Source organism: Marinobacter gudaonensis (assembly GCF_900115175.1).
Classification (GTDB): Bacteria; Pseudomonadota; Gammaproteobacteria; order Pseudomonadales; family Oleiphilaceae; genus Marinobacter; species Marinobacter gudaonensis.
In genome coordinates this window covers 314,532-330,055 of the sequence record NZ_FOYV01000002.1, presented here as the reverse complement: position 1 = coordinate 330,055, position 15,524 = coordinate 314,532, and the positions used below count along the sequence as shown (strand labels likewise).

Below are 15,524 nucleotides of genomic sequence, written 5' to 3'. Positions count from 1 at the left end.
ACGAAGGTATCTCGAAAACACTATCTCGAACAAACAGTCTGGAAAAGGCTGAAAACAGCACGAAGGAGTAGGGGAAATGTTTGAACTCGTCGATAATGTCCAGCAAAACGCTGTCATTAAAGTCGTCGGTGTTGGCGGAGGCGGCGGCAACGCCGTGCGTCATATGCTCAACAGCGACATCGAAGGTGTTGAATTCATCTGCGCCAATACTGATGCCCAGGCCCTGACCGACCTGGACGCCCGCCAGATCATCCAGCTTGGTGGCAACATCACCAAGGGGCTGGGTGCTGGTGCCAACCCGGAGGTGGGGCGCCAGTCCGCGCTCGAAGACCGTGATCGCATTGCCGAGGCGCTCAAAGGCGCCGATATGGTGTTTATCACCGCCGGCATGGGTGGTGGCACCGGCACAGGCGCGGCACCGATCGTGGCGGAAGTGGCCCGTGAACTGGGTATCCTCACGGTGGCCGTGGTCACCAAGCCATTCATGTTCGAGGGTGGCAAGCGCATGAGTGTCGCCGAATCCGGCCTCAAGGAGCTGGAGGAAAGCGTCGACTCCCTGATCACCATCCCCAACGAAAAACTGCTGGCGGTCATGGGCAAGAAAACCAGCCTGCTGGATGCCTTTGCCGCCGCCAACGACGTGCTGCTGGGCGCGGTGCAGGGTATTGCCGATCTGATTACCCGCAACGGCATGATCAACGTCGACTTCGCCGACGTGAAGACGGTGATGTCCGAGATGGGCATGGCGATGATGGGTACCGCTCGTGCCACTGGCGAAAACCGTGCCCGGGAAGCGGCCGAAGCTGCGGTTCGCAGTCCGCTGCTGGAAGACATCAACCTGCAGGGCGCGAAAGGCATCCTGGTCAACATCACCGCCGGTATGGACCTCAACCTGGGCGAATTCTCCGAGGTTGGCGATATTGTGCGCGAATTTGCCTCTGACTCCGCCACCGTCGTGGTCGGTACCGTGATCGATCCGGAGATGACCGACGAACTGAAGGTGACCGTTGTGGCAACCGGCCTGGGTGGTGATCGCGAGAAGCCGACCAAGGTGGTGGATAACACTCGTACCCTGGATGGCAAGACCGATTACAACCAGTTGGATCGTCCGGCGGTTCTGCGTCGCCGCGCGGTGTCTCACGGCAACGTCGCGATCGACCAGAGCAAGGACAGCGAGGAGCAGGGTGTCGATTATCTCGATATTCCCGCATTCCTCCGTCGTCAGGCTGACTGATACCCTGACTCACTTGTGATCCGGTTACGCATCGGGTTCGAACAACGGACCCTGTAGGCCGGCCAGTGTGAGTATTGACTGCCCGATATCGTTGTGGATGAACAAATGGCAACGATAGGTTGGTTAAATGGTATTCAGTCTTGCTTTCTGGTATCCTCCGGGCAGATTTTTGCCCAGAATATCGCCATTTTGTGACGGAATTATGTACCGATGATCAGACAACGGACCCTCAAGAACACCATCCGTGCCACCGGAGTTGGTTTGCACTCAGGTGAAAAGGTGTACCTGACACTCAAGCCGGCCCCGGTGGACTCGGGAATTGTTTTCCGCCGCACCGATCTGGACCCCGTGGTTGAGATTCGTGCCTGTGCGGAGAATGTGGGTGAGACCATGCTCTCCACGACGCTGGTAAAACACGGTGTCCGTGTGGCGACGGTAGAGCACCTGCTGTCTGCCATGGCTGGTCTCGGCATTGATAACTGCTTCGTCGAACTGAGCGCGGCGGAAGTACCGATCATGGACGGCTCTGCCGGTCCGTTCGTGTTTCTTCTGCAGTCTGCCGGCATTGCCGAGCAGGACGCGGCCAAGCGCTTCATTCGCATCAAGCGTGAGGTAACGGTTGAAGAGGGCGACAAGAAAGCGACCCTGCTGCCTTTCGAAGGCTTCAAGGTGAGTTTCGGTATCGACTTTGATCACCCGGTGTTCAAAGGGCGCGCCCAGACCGCGACTGTGGATTTCTCGAGCACCTCCTTTGTAAAGGAAGTGAGCCGTGCGCGGACCTTCGGGTTCATGCGGGATATCGAGAAGCTGCGGGCCATGAACCTTGCGCTTGGCGGTAGCGTTGATAACGCCATCGTTGTGGATGACTACAAAATCCTCAACGAGGACGGCCTGCGCTATGACGACGAATTTGTGAAGCACAAGCTGCTTGATGCCATCGGAGATCTTTACCAGCTGGGCAACAGCCTGATTGGTGAGTTCCGTGGTATCAAATCCGGCCACGACCTGAACAACAAGTTGCTGCGCAAGCTCCGGGCAGAAGAGGATGCGTGGGAAGTGGTGACCTTTGACGACGAGGCCACTGCCCCGATTTCCTACATGAAACCCGTGCTGGCGGCGGGCTGAAGCAGGAAGCTTCAGTCCCGGACGTGGCTCGCGAGTTTTTCGAGAACCTCGCGTAACGCTTTATCCTTCGTGTGCCCGGCTTCCTCCTTGAGGAGCCGGGCATTTTCTTTACTCAGGGGCTCTTTTTTACGAACGGGTTTCTCCCGGAACCTGGGTGGGGCAACCTTGACCTTCAGCTTCCAGGTAAACCGGAACAGCTCAATCTCACGCACGGCTTCGAGAATCTCGTGCTGGCGGAAGCGAATCTGACTGGCCTTTCCCGCGGTTTCTGCTGTCAGCACCAACTCGCCATCCGTGCAACTGACAAAGCGCACACCGCCGGCGAGCTCAGCGGGTATGGCGGCCAGAACCTGTTGCTCCGCCTGGCGGTGAAGCTCCGCCCGGGCCACCAGATCCCTGAGTACCGGGGTTCTGCCGAGCTTGTCGAAGGTCATTTTCTGATCGCTTTTTCGTTTCATGGTGCTTTTTTGCTCGACGGCTCCGATTACGATTGGTTACACTTCGGCACGGTTTGTGCGTAGTGCCTGCCCTGGACTCGTTTTACATTGTGCTAAATGAGTATGTCTACCGGGCGCTGCAATTTTTTCAGTATGTAGCTGTTGCCAAAGGATGGCAGACCCACTCGGAATATTCCGGGGCGCAACGCTACAGGAGGTGGTTGCGGCTCAACGATGAAATCAGATGATGATATGAACATTATTCTCGTTGGCAAAAACCACGGAAAGTCTCGTGTTTTGTCGATTAATGGAGCCCGCGCTGGTGCTCTTGTTGCCCTGGTGATTTCTCTGCTGATCGGTGCCGGCTGGGCCGGATATCAGGTTGCGGTCCAGCAGGCCACTGCCGAACAGCCCAGTGAGTCCGAATTGGTGGCCGACTGGCAGTTGCGCCTGTCTGAGCAGAAAGCCGACCTTGCGCGTCTCCGGGAAAACGTCCAGCAGCAAGTGGACGCTTTGACCCTGAGGCTGGGTGAAATCCAGGGTCGTCTGTTGCGGCTAGATGCCCTCGGTCAGCGGTTCGTCGAGTCCGGCCTGGTGGCCAGTGACGAATTCGATTTTGATCAGCCGGCGGCCGTTGGTGGCCCCGAGGACACACTGTCGGGTGAATCCTATTCCGCTCCACAGCTGACCCGCATGATCGAGGAAATGGAACAGCGGATCGAGGACCGGGAGCAGCAGCTCCGGTTGCTTGATCAACTGGCCTCGACCCAGCGTCTGGAGGACGAGCTGTACGTTGAGGGGCGTCCGATCACCTGGGGCTGGCTGTCTTCGAAATACGGCTACCGTTCCGATCCCTTCACCGGCAAGCGCACCTGGCATGCCGGAGTGGATCTGGCTGGAAAAGAAGGTAGCGACATTATTTCGGTTGCTGGTGGTGTGGTGACCTACGCCGGTGAGCGATACGGCTATGGCAACCTGGTTGAAATAGACCACGGCGACGGCCTCATTACCCGATATGCCCACTGCAAGACCGTCAAGGTCGCCGTTGGCGATGTGGTTCAAAAAGGGCAGGTGGTTGCCCTGATGGGAAGCACCGGTCGCTCCACCGGCCCCCACGTTCATTTCGAGGTCATCCGGAACGGCAAATCCGAGAACCCGGAAACCTACATCAAGCGCGCCAGCCGCTGATCCGATTCCCTCTGGAATCGGTTTTCTGCCGCAACCAGTGACCCGACGCCGGTTTTCCTGTCAGGAAACCGGCTGGTTTCGTGGCACAAACTCCCTCGTGTGCGGCCTGCCTTTTGTCCTGTTACAAAATAAGGTTAGAATGCCGGCTTCCTCCGTTTAATCAAAGAAGCAGTGGTCTATGTTCACAAAGCTTGCAACCAAGATGTTCGGCAGTAAAAACGCCCGTGAAATCAAGAGAATGCGCAAAGTTGTCTCGCGCGTTAATGAGCTTGAGGAACAGTACGGCAATCTGTCCGACTCCGAGTTGCAAGGCAAGACCGCGGAATTCCGTCGCCGCATCGATGAAGGCGAAACGCTGGACGCGCTCCTGCCAGAGGCCTTTGCAACAGTGCGAGAGGCCGGTCGCCGGGTCATGGGTATGCGGCATTACGATGTTCAGCTGATCGGTGGTATTACACTGCACGAAGGCCGCATAGCCGAAATGAAAACCGGTGAGGGCAAGACCCTGGTGGCCACGGCTGCCGTTTACCTCAACGCCTTGCCGGGCAAGGGTGTGCACGTGGTTACCGTGAACGACTACCTGGCCCGCCGGGACGCCGAGTGGATGGGCAAGCTGTACCGGTTCCTGGGTATGCAGGTGGGTGTTGTTGCGTCGGGGCAGCCTGCCGAAGAAAAGCGCGCCGCTTATCAGGCAGACATCACCTACGGCACCAACAACGAGTTCGGCTTTGATTACCTGCGCGACAACATGGCGTTCAGCACCGAAGACAAGGTTCAGCGTGGCCTGAACTACGCCATCGTCGACGAGGTTGATTCGATTCTGATTGACGAGGCTCGCACGCCACTGATTATCTCGGGTGCCGCGGAAGACAGCTCCAAACTCTATCAGGCGATTAACGAACTGATTCCCAAACTGGAAAAGGGGGAAGTTCCGGAAGAGGGTGAGCCCACCGGCGACTTTACCCTCGACGAGAAATCCCGGCAGGTCGAACTGACCGAAGGCGGCCATGAAAAGGTAGAGCAACTGCTGCTGGACAAGGGCCTGCTGGACGAAGGGGAAAGCCTGTATTCGGCGGCCAACCTGAGCCTGCTGCATCACGTACACTCGGCGTTGCGGGCGCACCACCTGTTCCAGAAAGACGTTGATTACATTGTCCAGGGCGGGCAGGTGGTGATCGTTGACGAGCACACCGGCCGCACCATGCCGGGGCGTCGCTGGAGTGAAGGGCTGCATCAGGCCATCGAGGCAAAGGAGGGTGTCAGGATCCAGGCGGAAAGCCAGACTCTCGCCTCCACCACCTTCCAGAACTACTTCCGTCTGTACGAAAAATTGGCTGGCATGACCGGCACCGCCGATACCGAAGCGTTCGAGTTCCGTCAGATCTACGGTCTGGATGTGGTGGTAATCCCGCCGAACAAGCCCATCCAGCGTATCGATTATAACGATCTGGTGTATCTCACCCAGGAAGAGAAATTCCACGCCATTATCGATGAGATCAAGGACGTAACTGCCGAGGGGCGGCCTATCCTTGTGGGCACCGCGTCCATTGAGGCTTCCGAGCTGCTGTCCATGCTGCTCAAGAAGGCCCGTATCGAACACAAGATCCTGAACGCCAAACAGCACGAGTCCGAGGCCCACATCATCGCCCAGGCTGGACGGCCGGGCGCCGTGACCATCGCCACCAACATGGCGGGTCGGGGCACGGACATCGTGCTTGGCGGTAACTGGGAACACGAAGTGGCCGCCATGGACAATCCGACCGAGGAAGAGGTTGCCCGGGTGAAGGCGGCGTGGACCGAGCGTCACAACCAGGTGCTTGAGGCCGGTGGTCTGCACATTATCGGGACCGAACGTCATGAGTCCCGCCGGATTGATAACCAGCTTCGCGGCCGGGCAGGCCGCCAGGGCGACCCTGGCTCCTCCCGTTTCTTCCTGTCCCTGGAAGACAACCTCATGCGCATCTTCGCCCCTGATCGGGTCAAGAGCCTTATGCAGGCCATGGGTATGAAGAAAGGCGAGGCCATTGAGCACCGCATGGTGACCAACGCCATCGAGAAGTCCCAGCGCAAGGTGGAAGGCCGCAACTTCGATATGCGGAAAACCCTGCTGGAATACGACGACGTGGCCAACGACCAGCGGACCGTGATCTACGACCAGCGCAACGAGGTGATGTCCTCGGATGACATTTCCGAGATGGTCAAAACCATCCGGGAGGATGTGGTAGACGCACTGATCAGCGAGTATATCCCGCCCCAGAGCATGCCGGAGCAATGGGACGTTGCCGGTCTGGAATCCCAGCTGCAGTCGGAGATGGCGATCGATCTGCCGATCCAGAAGTGGCTGGAGGAAGACAGCAAGCTGTACGAGGAAAACTTGCGTCAGAAGATCCTCGACGAGATCGTCGCTGCCTACGAGGCCAAGGAAGCCATTGCCGGTTCCGAGGCCATGCGCAAGTTCGAGAAGCAGGTGTTCCTGCAGGTGCTGGATACGCTCTGGAAAGAGCACCTGTCCAACATGGACCATCTGCGTCGCGGTATCCATCTGCGTGGCTATGCCCAGAAGAACCCGAAGCAGGAATACAAGCGCGAAGCCTTCAACCTGTTCGAGGACATGCTTGAGACCATGAAGCGCGACGTCACCCGCGTTCTCTGTCATGTCCGTGTCCAGAGCCGCGAAGAAATGGAAGAAGTGGAGCGCCGGCGCAAGCAGGAGCTTGAGCAGGAGCTTGCCCGTGCCCGTCTGCGTCACGATGAAACCAGCGCCGCGGCCCAGAGCCAGGGTGAGGGTGAGGCCGAAGGCGGGCGTCAGTCGACGCCGGAAACCTTTGTGCGTCAGGAGCGCAAGGTGGGGCGCAACGAGCCCTGTCCCTGCGGGTCCGGGAAAAAGTACAAGCAGTGCTGTGGCAAGGTCAGCTGATACACAACACTGAGCCAGAATCCGGAACCCGCACTCTGCCGACGAACGTTGGTGGGCTGCGGGTTTTTCCGTTCTGGCTTGGTGGATTCCGTTTTTGCAAAAGAGGAGTGGCACAATGGCGGTAGGTCCGGAAACCTTACCCGAGTTTCATCCGGTGGCCGGTCTCCGGCTTGGTATAGCCAGCGCCGGGATCAAGAGGCCTGGGCGCAAGGATGTGGTGGTATTCGAGCTTGCGCCGAGCAGCCGGGTGGCCGGTATCTTCACGAAGAATCAGTTCTGCGCGGCGCCGGTTACGCTCAGTCGCCGGCACCTGGCAGAAGCCGCGCCCAGATACCTGTTGATCAATACCGGTAACGCCAACGCCGGAACCGGCGCCCGTGGCCTGCGTGACGCCGAGGCCTGTTGCCAGGCGCTGGCAAATTCTGCGGGCGTGCGGGACGTGGAGATCCTGCCGTTTTCCACCGGCGTGATTGGCGAGCCGCTGCCGGTACAGAAGATTGTCTCGGCCCTGCCCGAGGCTCTGGCCGATCCCCGGGAAGACCGCTGGGCAGAGGCGGCGCGGGGAATCATGACCACCGATACCCGCCCCAAGGGTGCTACTCGCAAGGTGGCCCTGGGAGATCACACGGTTACCATTTCCGGGATCAGCAAGGGTGCCGGGATGATACGCCCGAACATGGCAACCATGCTGGGCTTTATTGCCACCGACGCGCGCATTGCCCCCGAGCTGCTCCAGACCCTGGCCTCGGAGCTGGGCGAAAAGTCGTTCAATCGCATTACCATTGATGGCGACACCTCCACCAATGACGCCTGTATGCTGGTGGCAACCGGCCAGTACAGCGGCCCGGAAATCACGCCAGACAGCCCCCAGTTGCCAAAGCTGCGGGAGGCGCTCGAGTCCGTCTACCTGGAGTTGGCCCATGCCATAGTCCGCGACGGAGAAGGGGCTACCAAGTTTGTCACCATCGACGTGACCGGCGCAGCGTCTCAGCAGGAGGCACTCGATGTGGCTTACACGGTCGCCCACTCACCACTGGTCAAGACCGCGCTCTTTGCTTCGGATCCGAACTGGGGGCGCATTCTGGCGGCCGTGGGGCGGGCCGGCGTCGAGAACCTCGATCTGGAAGCCCTGGAAATTTACCTCGGCGATGTCTGCCTCGTGCGCAACGGCGGGCGGGCAGAGGATTATTCGGAAGCCCGGGGCCAGGCCGTCATGAACGGGGAGGAGATTACCATCGCGATTGACCTCAAACGCGGTAATGTTCGCGAAACCGTGTGGACCTGTGATTTTTCCCACGACTACGTGACCATCAACGCCGAATATCGCACCTGAGTGGCCTCGAAGCATGACCAGTAAGGTTGTTCATGTTGCCGTCGGGGTGATCGAACGATCCGGCCGCGTGCTGATTGCCCGTCGGCCGGATCATGCCCATCAGGGTGGTCTGCTGGAGTTTCCCGGGGGCAAGGTGGAGCCGGGCGAGACGGTGCAGCAGGCGCTGGTGAGAGAGATTCACGAGGAAACCGGTCTGACGCTGTCGGAGTCCGGGCTGGCGCCGGTGATCACCATCCGCCATGACTACGGCGACAAATGCGTGTTGCTGGACGTCTGGCGCACCACAGACGCCGAGGGCGAACCAGTAGGGCGGGAAGGTCAGCCGGTGGAATGGCGTTGTCCGGAAAGCCTGCGTGACGGGGAGTTTCCGGCAGCCAATCGACCGATCATTCGCGCCCTGCGTCTACCTGCGGCGCTGGCGTTGACCGGCACTATCGACTCAGCGGGTCAGGGCGTGTCTTGCCTGGAGCAATCCCTGAGAGGACAGCGGCCGGCTCTGGTGGTGCTGAGGGCGCCGTCGCTGGAGGAGGCTGACTATCGCCAGTACGCCCGCGAAGCGGTGTCGTTGGCGCAGGCGCACCGGGTCGATATGCTCGTGCATGGTTCGCCGGAGCGCTTTGGGCAGACACCAGGCGTCGCCGGTTTGCACCTGCCGTGGCGGGAGGCGGAGAAGTTGTCGGAGCGGCCGGTTCCGGCGAGCAGCTGGCTCGGGGTTTCCTGCCACTCGGCCGAGCAGCTCGCCCACGCCGAATCCCTGGGCGCAGACTACGCAGTACTGGGGGCCGTGTTGCCGACCCCCAGCCATCCGGGCGAATCCGGTATGGGCTGGTCGCGGTTCGCCGATCTGGTGGCAGCGGCGAGGCTTCCGGTCTACGCGCTCGGAGGAATGAGCATGGGCCATCTTGAGATCGCCCGACGCCACGGGGCCCAGGGCATCGCGGGCATTGGATTCTGGTGGCAGGATGACTGCCAAAACCAGCTAGCATCAAACGGGAGACAGCAGTGGCAAAATTGACGCATCTGGATGAGAAGGGCGAAGCCCGGATGGTAGACGTGACCGACAAGGCGGTCACGGAACGGGAAGCCAGGGCCGAGGCGACCATCCGAATGGCGCCCGCCACCCTGAAAATGATCATCGATGGCGAACACCCCAAGGGCGACGTGCTCGCGACGGCGCGCATTGCTGGCATTATGGCGGCCAAGAAAACCCACGACCTGATTCCCCTCTGCCACGCGCTCAACCTGACGTCGGTAAAGGTCGAGCTGACGCCCGGAGAAGACGGTGCCTCGGTTTACATCCTCACCCGCTGCAAGCTGTCTGGCCAGACCGGCGTCGAGATGGAAGCGCTGACTGCGGCCAGCGTTGCCGCGCTGACCCTGTACGACATGTGCAAGGCCGTGGACCGTGGCATGGAGATCGATGCTGTCCGACTGCTTGAGAAAAAAGGCGGTCGCAGCGGGCACTGGGTGGCCGGTCATTCCTGATCTGGCGTGATGCTGCGCTCGTAAGTGTTGGGTAATGAAACCACGCCGGAGGAGCGACAGTGGAGAGACTACGCCAAGCGGGCGGGCCCGTGATAGAATGCGCGGCCCGATTGACTGAACCACGAGGAAGCACTGTGGCTGTTCGTTACATCCAGACCTGTCGGCTGCCGACCCCGTTCGGGGTGTTCGACATGCACGGCTTTGAGGAGCCGGATACCGGAAAGGAGCACGTCGCCCTGACGCTGGGTGATCTGGACAGTGACGAACCGATGCTCGCCCGTACCCACTCCGAGTGTCTCACCGGTGACGCCCTGTACAGCATGCGTTGTGACTGCGGCTATCAGCTGGAAGAAGCGCTGCGCAGTATTGCCCGCGAAGGCCGTGGCATTCTCATGTACCTGCGCCAGGAAGGCCGTGGCATTGGTCTGCTCAACAAGATCCGCGCCTATCACCTGCAGGACCAGGGCGCCGACACGGTTGAAGCCAACGAACGCCTGGGGTTTGCCGCGGACCTGCGGGATTACAGTATGTGCAAGGACATGCTGGAGCATCTGGGTATCAAGAGCTTGCGGCTGATGACGAACAATCCGCGGAAAGTCAAAGCGCTGTCGTCCTACGGTATTGATATTGCCGAGCGGGTGCCCCTGCATGTGGGCCGTAATCCGCACAACGAGCACTATCTCGACACCAAGCAGTCCAAGCTGGGCCACTGGCTGGAGACCCATCAGGACGATGATCCCGACGTCTAGCCGCTGAGGCCATGATGTAAAAAAGCCCGCTCAACATGCGGGCTTTTTTGTGGCTGCTGGCTTCCCTTGGGACGCCGCTATTTGACCACTTTCAGGTTCTGGTGACTGAGTTGCTCCAGCCGGTCGCGGATGGCGGCTTCAATGCCCCCCGCATCCAGACCGCACTCTGTCAGCAACTCGCCGTGCTTGCCGTGGTCCATGAACGTGTCCGGCAGTCCCAGTTGCAGTACCGGCATGGACACCAGGCGGCTGTTCAGAAACTCGGTGACAGCACTGCCAGCGCCGCCGGCAACGGCGTTCTCTTCCAGGGTCACGAGAACATCGTGCTGCTCGGCCAGCTCCAGCACCAACTCCTCGTCCAGGGGCTTGACGAAGCGCATGTCGGCCACCGTGGCACCGAGCGCTTCCGCAGCTTCCAGGGCCGGCGCCAGCAGCGTGCCAAAGTTCAGTATGGCGACGCCTTTGCCATCCCGGATACGGCGCCCCTTGCCGATTTCAAGCGGTGTCAGTGCCTGTTCGATGGTCGCGCCGGGCCCGGTTCCCCGGGGGTAGCGGACCGAGGCGGGCCCTTCGTACAACATGCCGGTCTGCAGGAGCTGTCGGGTTTCGTTTTCGTCCGAGGGCGTCATCACCACCATGTTGGGGATGCAGCGCAGGTAGCTGATGTCGAACGCCCCAGCGTGCGTGGGGCCGTCTTCGCCCACCAGGCCGGCGCGGTCGATGGCAAACAGCACGTCGAGATTCTGGATGGCCACGTCGTGTATCAGCTGGTCGTAGGCCCGTTGCAGGAAAGTAGAGTAGATGGCCACCACCGGCTTGGCGCCATCGCAGGCCAGGCCGGCCGCCAGTGTGACGGCGTGCTGCTCGGCGATGGCGACATCGAAATAGCGATCCGGAAACCGTTGCGAAAAGGCCAGCAGATCCGAGCCTTCACACATGGCCGGCGTGATGCCCACCACGCGCTCGTCCTGTTCCGCGGCATCGCATAGCCACTGGCCGAAGACATTGGCGTATTTGGGTTTGGCGGCCTTGGGTTTGACCGGCTCGGGCTTGCTTGGCGGCACCGGTTCGATCTTGTTGATGGCGTGATAGCCGATCGGATCTGCTTCGGCAGGCGCAAACCCCTTGCCTTTGGTAGTCACCACATGGAGGAATTGCGGGCCCTCCAGCTCGCGAATGTTTTCGAGGGTTTCCACCAGCAGGGGCAGATCGTGACCATCTATAGGGCCGATGTAGTTGAAGCCCAATTCTTCAAACAGGGTGCCCGGGGCGATCATGCCCTTGAAGTGCTCCTCGGTTTTCTTGGCCAGGGCCATCAGGTGGGGTGCGCCCTGCAGTACCTTCTTGCTGCTGTCGCGAACCTGATTGTAGGTGCGGCTCGAGAGCAGCTTGGCAAAGTAGTTCGACAGCCCGCCCACGTTCCGGGAAATCGACATGTCGTTGTCGTTGAGAATCACCAGCATGTCGGCATGCAGGTGGCCGGCGTGGTTCAGGGCCTCGAAGGCCATGCCGGCGGTCATGGCACCATCGCCGATAACGGCAATGCTCTTGCGGCCGGTCTTGTGCAGCCGGGCCGCGATGGCCATACCCAAGGCCGCGCTGATAGAAGTGCTGGAATGACCCACACCGAAAGTGTCGTACTCGCTTTCGGCGCGTTTGGGGAAGCCCGCCAGGCCACCTTTGCGACGGATGCTGCCCATGGCCTCGCGCCGGCCGGTCAGGATCTTGTGCGGATAGGCCTGGTGGCCGACGTCCCACACCAGGCGGTCGCTCGGGGTTTCGAAGACATAGTGCAGGGCAACGGTCAGCTCGAGCACGCCAAGGCCGGCGCCGAAGTGGCCACCGGTCTGGCCCACTGACCACAGCAGAAACGCCCGAAGCTCCCGGGCCAGCTGGGTCAGCTGCTCCGGCGCAAGTTCTCGTAGCTGGGCGGGTTCATCAATCCGGTCCAGCAACGGTGTGTTGGGCCGTTGTGACGGGATTTCCTTGAAAGTGTATGTGTCCTGCATCTGCTCGGGTCTTCCCGGTACGTTCGGTAACTGACTGGCATTATAAGGGAACAGGCGAGGCTGTTTCACACAAACAGGGCCAGTTGTTACGAAAATGTTGATGTCCAGTGTGCGCCTTTCCGGCGCCAGCATTCAATGGTGCGAGCTCAATGCAGAGAACTCGGTCGAGAGAACTCAGTGATTCCGTGCCACCACGTAATCGGCCATGGCACGGAGCGGGTCGGCTTCAGGGCCGAACACGGCCAGGCTTTGCTGGGCGTTGTCAAGCAGTTCGACCAGGCGAGCCCGGGCGCCGTCGACGCCAAGCAGGGCAGGGTAGGTGGGCTTGGCCCTCGCGGCGTCAGAGCCCTGTCGCTTGCCAATCACCCGGGTGTCTCCCTCGATGTCCAGCAGGTCGTCCTGCACCTGAAACGCCAGGCCCAGGGCTCTGGCGTATCCGGCCAGCGCTTCGAGGTCCCGTTCCTGCGTCCGGGGGCTCGAGAGGGCGCCAATAAGGACACTGGCCTCAATCAGGGCGCCGGTCTTGTGCCGGTGCATCACTTCCAGCTGCGCCAGGGTCAGGGTCTTGCCCACGGCCTCCAGGTCGATGGCCTGGCCGCCCACCATGCCACCGTGGCCACTGGCCCGGGCAAGCTCCCGAACCATGCTAAGCCGGGCGGATTCCGACGGCCCTGCGGCATCGGCAAGCAGGCCAAAGGCAAGGGCCTGCAGCGCGTCCCCGGCCAGAATGGCAGTGGCTTCATCAAAGGCGATGTGGGTCGTGGGCCGGCCTCGGCGAAGGTCATCGTCGTCCATGGCTGGCAGGTCGTCGTGTATCAATGAGTAGGCGTGGATGAGTTCCACCGCGCAGGCAGGGGCGAGAGCGTTGTCTCCGGTGTCGCCGACTGCCCGGGCTGCCGCGAGGCACAGGGCGGGTCGAATCCTTTTGCCACCGCCAAGCACGCTGTAACGCATGGCGGCCTGCAAGCGATCAGAGGACGATTCCCGGCTGATGCAACGGTCGAGCTCCGCGTCTACCCTCGCCCTGCAGGTCTCCAGAAAGTCTATCGCAAACGAGTTCTGTGCTGACATCACTCGGCATCATCCGGAGAGAACGGACGCGTCTCAAGGCTGCCATCGCTGTTCTGCATCAACTGTTCCACGCGTTGCTCCGCGCTTTTCAGTGCCTGCTGACATTCCCTGGTCAGTTTCACCCCTCGCTCGAAGGCGGTCAGAGACTGCTCCAGGGATAGCTCGCCCTGTTCCAGATCGCGAACCAGTTTCTCCAGCTCATCAAGGGATTTCTCAAAGTCGGCTATGGACGTGGTGCCTTTTTCACCGGCCATCGGGGACCCTCCGATCGGGTAACAGAATTTGGCGGATTATATCAGAGCCTGATCGCTATCGCTGCCAGTGGAAGCGACGCCGTTCGCCGGCTTCGGCATCCGGACCCCACGATTGCTCGGTTACCTGGATGTCGCCTCCGGCAGAGACAGTGACGATGGTGGTGGCTCGGGTGCCGTACTCGGTGCCGGCGATAAACGGAGAAGACAGGAAGCGTTCGGTGTCCAGGCCCACGCCGGTGTCTGGCAAGAGGCGGTCTGGTGCGGGGGTTGTGTCCTGGAGTAATGGTATCAGGCGTCGATGCAGGCCCTCTGCATCTTCGCCTGCCGCCATGACAGTCTCGCCAACCGCTTCTCGAAGGCGAAGCAGCTTGGGCCAGGGCGTCTGGAGCAGGTGGTTGCTGAGACCGTAGACGCCGCGGTGAATATGACGTCCGGGATGGGCATCCCGGTTACTGAAATACCATCCGCTTCGGGGCGTCAGATGGACCAGATTGAAGCCGGAATACCGGTCACCCTCGTCGTGAAGGTGGTCGGCAAGCTGTTCCCGGGAGCTCTCCAGGGCCCGAAGCGGCAACTCTCCGCGGCTGATGCGGCCGGTTTCCACAGTGCCTTCGCGCACGTTGGTAACCGCGCCCACCTCCCCAGCAGGGGTCACGGCCAGCCAGGTTCCGCCGGACTGTAAATCGCGGCCCGCAAGGACCCGGGTGCCGTTATTGGTAGTCCACCAGTCCATAGCGGCAGTGGGCCGCCGAAAAAATTCGTCCCGGTTGGCGGCAACCACCAGAGGGAAGTGACGATTCTGGCCGAGGGCGAAGGCGATCAGGCACATGGTGGCGGATGTCGCTCCCACAGTTAATGGTAATGAAGTTGACCCTTGCGCTGTGTATCATACCAGCCTTGGTTTTTCCGGGTGCCCCCTGTCCATGACTGTTTTGTTCGTTCTTGCATCGTACCTCGCCCTCGGCGCCTTCGCGGGCACTCTGGCCGGCCTGTTCGGCATTGGCGGCGGTCTGATCATTGTGCCGGTTTTGATCTTCAGTTTTGACTTGCAGGGCATGGATCCGGATATCACGCCCCATCTTGCCGTTGGTACCTCCCTGGCAACCATTATGTTCACGTCGGTCAGCTCCATCCGGTCTCATCATATCCATGGAGCCGTTCGGTGGGAGCTGTTCCGGCCCATGGTGATTGGCATCGTGGTGGGTGCGCTGGTCGGGGCATGGACTGCGTCGCTGCTGAGTGGCCGCGCTCTTGAGCTCACCATCGGTGTTTTCGTGATTGTCATGAGTCTCAAGATGTTTTTTCAGGTGGACCCGAAGTCGGATCGAGGTTTGCCGGGTTCGCGAGGGCTGACCGTAGCCGGCGGGGGTATTGGCTGGGCCTCCGCAATCTTTGGCGTTGGTGGCGGTACGCTGACTGTGCCCTATCTCGTGTGGCGGAATGTGACGATGCAGCAGGCGGTTGGCACCTCTGCGGCTTGCGGCTTGCCCATCGCCATTGCGGGTACACTCGGAAACGTCTGGACCGGTTGGCAGAATCCGGCATTGCCGGGATTTAGCGTCGGTTTCATCTATTTGCCCGCCCTGGTTGGCGTGATTCTCACCAGCGTATTCTTCGCCCGTGTTGGCGCCAACCTGGCGCACCGATTGAACGCCAATCGCCTGAAGCGAATTTTCTCCATCATGCTTCTGCTGGTGGGACTCCGTTTTCTTTTGAGCTGAG

14 protein-coding genes are annotated in these 15,524 nt (G+C 60.6%); 9 read left to right on the top strand and 5 right to left on the bottom strand.

All coding sequences use genetic code 11. The features are described 5' to 3' along the window. Positions 1–76 precede the first annotated feature (76 nt). Both ftsZ and lpxC read left to right on the top strand, forming a co-directional pair. Positions 77–1,234, top strand: a complete 1,158-nt coding sequence (gene ftsZ, locus BM344_RS14645) for a cell division protein FtsZ (RefSeq protein WP_091991813.1) — start codon at positions 77–79, stop codon at positions 1,232–1,234. Between the two features lie 210 nt (positions 1,235–1,444). Then, positions 1,445–2,359 (top strand): UDP-3-O-acyl-N-acetylglucosamine deacetylase, encoded by a 915-nt coding sequence (lpxC, locus tag BM344_RS14640; protein ID WP_091991811.1) that lies wholly within the window; start codon positions 1,445–1,447, stop codon positions 2,357–2,359. A gap of 11 nt (positions 2,360–2,370) precedes the next feature. Here lpxC and BM344_RS14635 read toward each other — a convergent pair whose 3' ends face one another. Beyond that, entirely contained in the window at positions 2,371–2,817 is a 447-nt protein-coding gene (locus BM344_RS14635) for a DciA family protein (RefSeq protein WP_091991809.1), read from the bottom strand. 213 nt (positions 2,818–3,030) lie between these two features. Here BM344_RS14635 and BM344_RS14630 point away from each other — a divergent pair, with 213 nt between their 5' ends. The 6 genes from BM344_RS14630 (at position 3,031) to ribA (ending at position 10,468) form a co-directional block, all read left to right on the top strand. Beyond that, the gene (locus BM344_RS14630) at positions 3,031–3,984 is read left to right on the top strand and encodes a M23 family metallopeptidase (RefSeq protein WP_091991807.1); all 954 of its coding nucleotides are present in this window, start codon (positions 3,031–3,033) and stop codon (positions 3,982–3,984) included. 178 nt (positions 3,985–4,162) lie between these two features. After that, positions 4,163–6,901 (top strand): preprotein translocase subunit SecA, encoded by a 2,739-nt coding sequence (secA, locus tag BM344_RS14625; RefSeq protein ID WP_091991805.1) that lies wholly within the window; start codon positions 4,163–4,165, stop codon positions 6,899–6,901. Positions 6,902–7,016: 115 nt separating this feature from the next. Continuing rightward, entirely contained in the window at positions 7,017–8,234 is a 1,218-nt protein-coding gene (gene argJ / locus BM344_RS14620) for a bifunctional glutamate N-acetyltransferase/amino-acid acetyltransferase ArgJ (RefSeq protein ID WP_091991803.1), read from the top strand. A 13-nt stretch (positions 8,235–8,247) separates the two neighbouring features. Beyond that, positions 8,248–9,249, top strand: a complete 1,002-nt coding sequence (locus BM344_RS14615; protein WP_091991801.1) for a Nudix family hydrolase — start codon at positions 8,248–8,250, stop codon at positions 9,247–9,249. Next, positions 9,237–9,719, top strand: coding sequence for a cyclic pyranopterin monophosphate synthase MoaC (gene moaC / locus BM344_RS14610; RefSeq protein WP_091991799.1), 483 nt, complete (start codon positions 9,237–9,239; stop codon positions 9,717–9,719). Before BM344_RS14615 ends, moaC begins: the two co-directional genes overlap by 13 nt. A 134-nt stretch (positions 9,720–9,853) precedes the next feature. Next, positions 9,854–10,468 carry a GTP cyclohydrolase II gene (gene ribA, locus BM344_RS14605; RefSeq protein WP_091991797.1) on the top strand — a complete coding sequence of 205 codons (615 nt, stop codon included), beginning with the start codon at positions 9,854–9,856 and terminating at the stop codon, positions 10,466–10,468. A gap of 77 nt (positions 10,469–10,545) precedes the next feature. Here ribA and dxs read toward each other — a convergent pair whose 3' ends face one another. From dxs to BM344_RS14585, 4 genes are all read right to left on the bottom strand, one after another. After that, positions 10,546–12,477 carry a 1-deoxy-D-xylulose-5-phosphate synthase gene (gene dxs / locus BM344_RS14600; RefSeq protein ID WP_091991795.1) on the bottom strand — a complete coding sequence of 644 codons (1,932 nt, stop codon included), beginning with the start codon at positions 12,475–12,477 and terminating at the stop codon, positions 10,546–10,548. A gap of 174 nt (positions 12,478–12,651) precedes the next feature. Further along, positions 12,652–13,548: a (2E,6E)-farnesyl diphosphate synthase gene (gene ispA, locus BM344_RS14595; protein ID WP_091991793.1), complete on the bottom strand. Its 897-nt coding sequence runs from the start codon at positions 13,546–13,548 to the stop codon at positions 12,652–12,654. Continuing rightward, the gene (locus BM344_RS14590) at positions 13,548–13,802 is read right to left on the bottom strand and encodes an exodeoxyribonuclease VII small subunit (RefSeq protein ID WP_091991791.1); all 255 of its coding nucleotides are present in this window, start codon (positions 13,800–13,802) and stop codon (positions 13,548–13,550) included. Before BM344_RS14590 ends, ispA begins: the two co-directional genes overlap by 1 nt. Positions 13,803–13,857: 55 nt before the next feature. Continuing rightward, the gene (locus BM344_RS14585; RefSeq protein ID WP_091991789.1) at positions 13,858–14,631 is read right to left on the bottom strand and encodes an NRDE family protein; all 774 of its coding nucleotides are present in this window, start codon (positions 14,629–14,631) and stop codon (positions 13,858–13,860) included. Between the two features lie 94 nt (positions 14,632–14,725). On the opposite strand from BM344_RS14585, the gene BM344_RS14580 reads away from it, so the two are divergent. Then, positions 14,726–15,523 carry a sulfite exporter TauE/SafE family protein gene (locus tag BM344_RS14580; RefSeq protein ID WP_091991787.1) on the top strand — a complete coding sequence of 266 codons (798 nt, stop codon included), beginning with the start codon at positions 14,726–14,728 and terminating at the stop codon, positions 15,521–15,523. The last annotated feature ends 1 nt before the right edge of the window (position 15,524 follow it).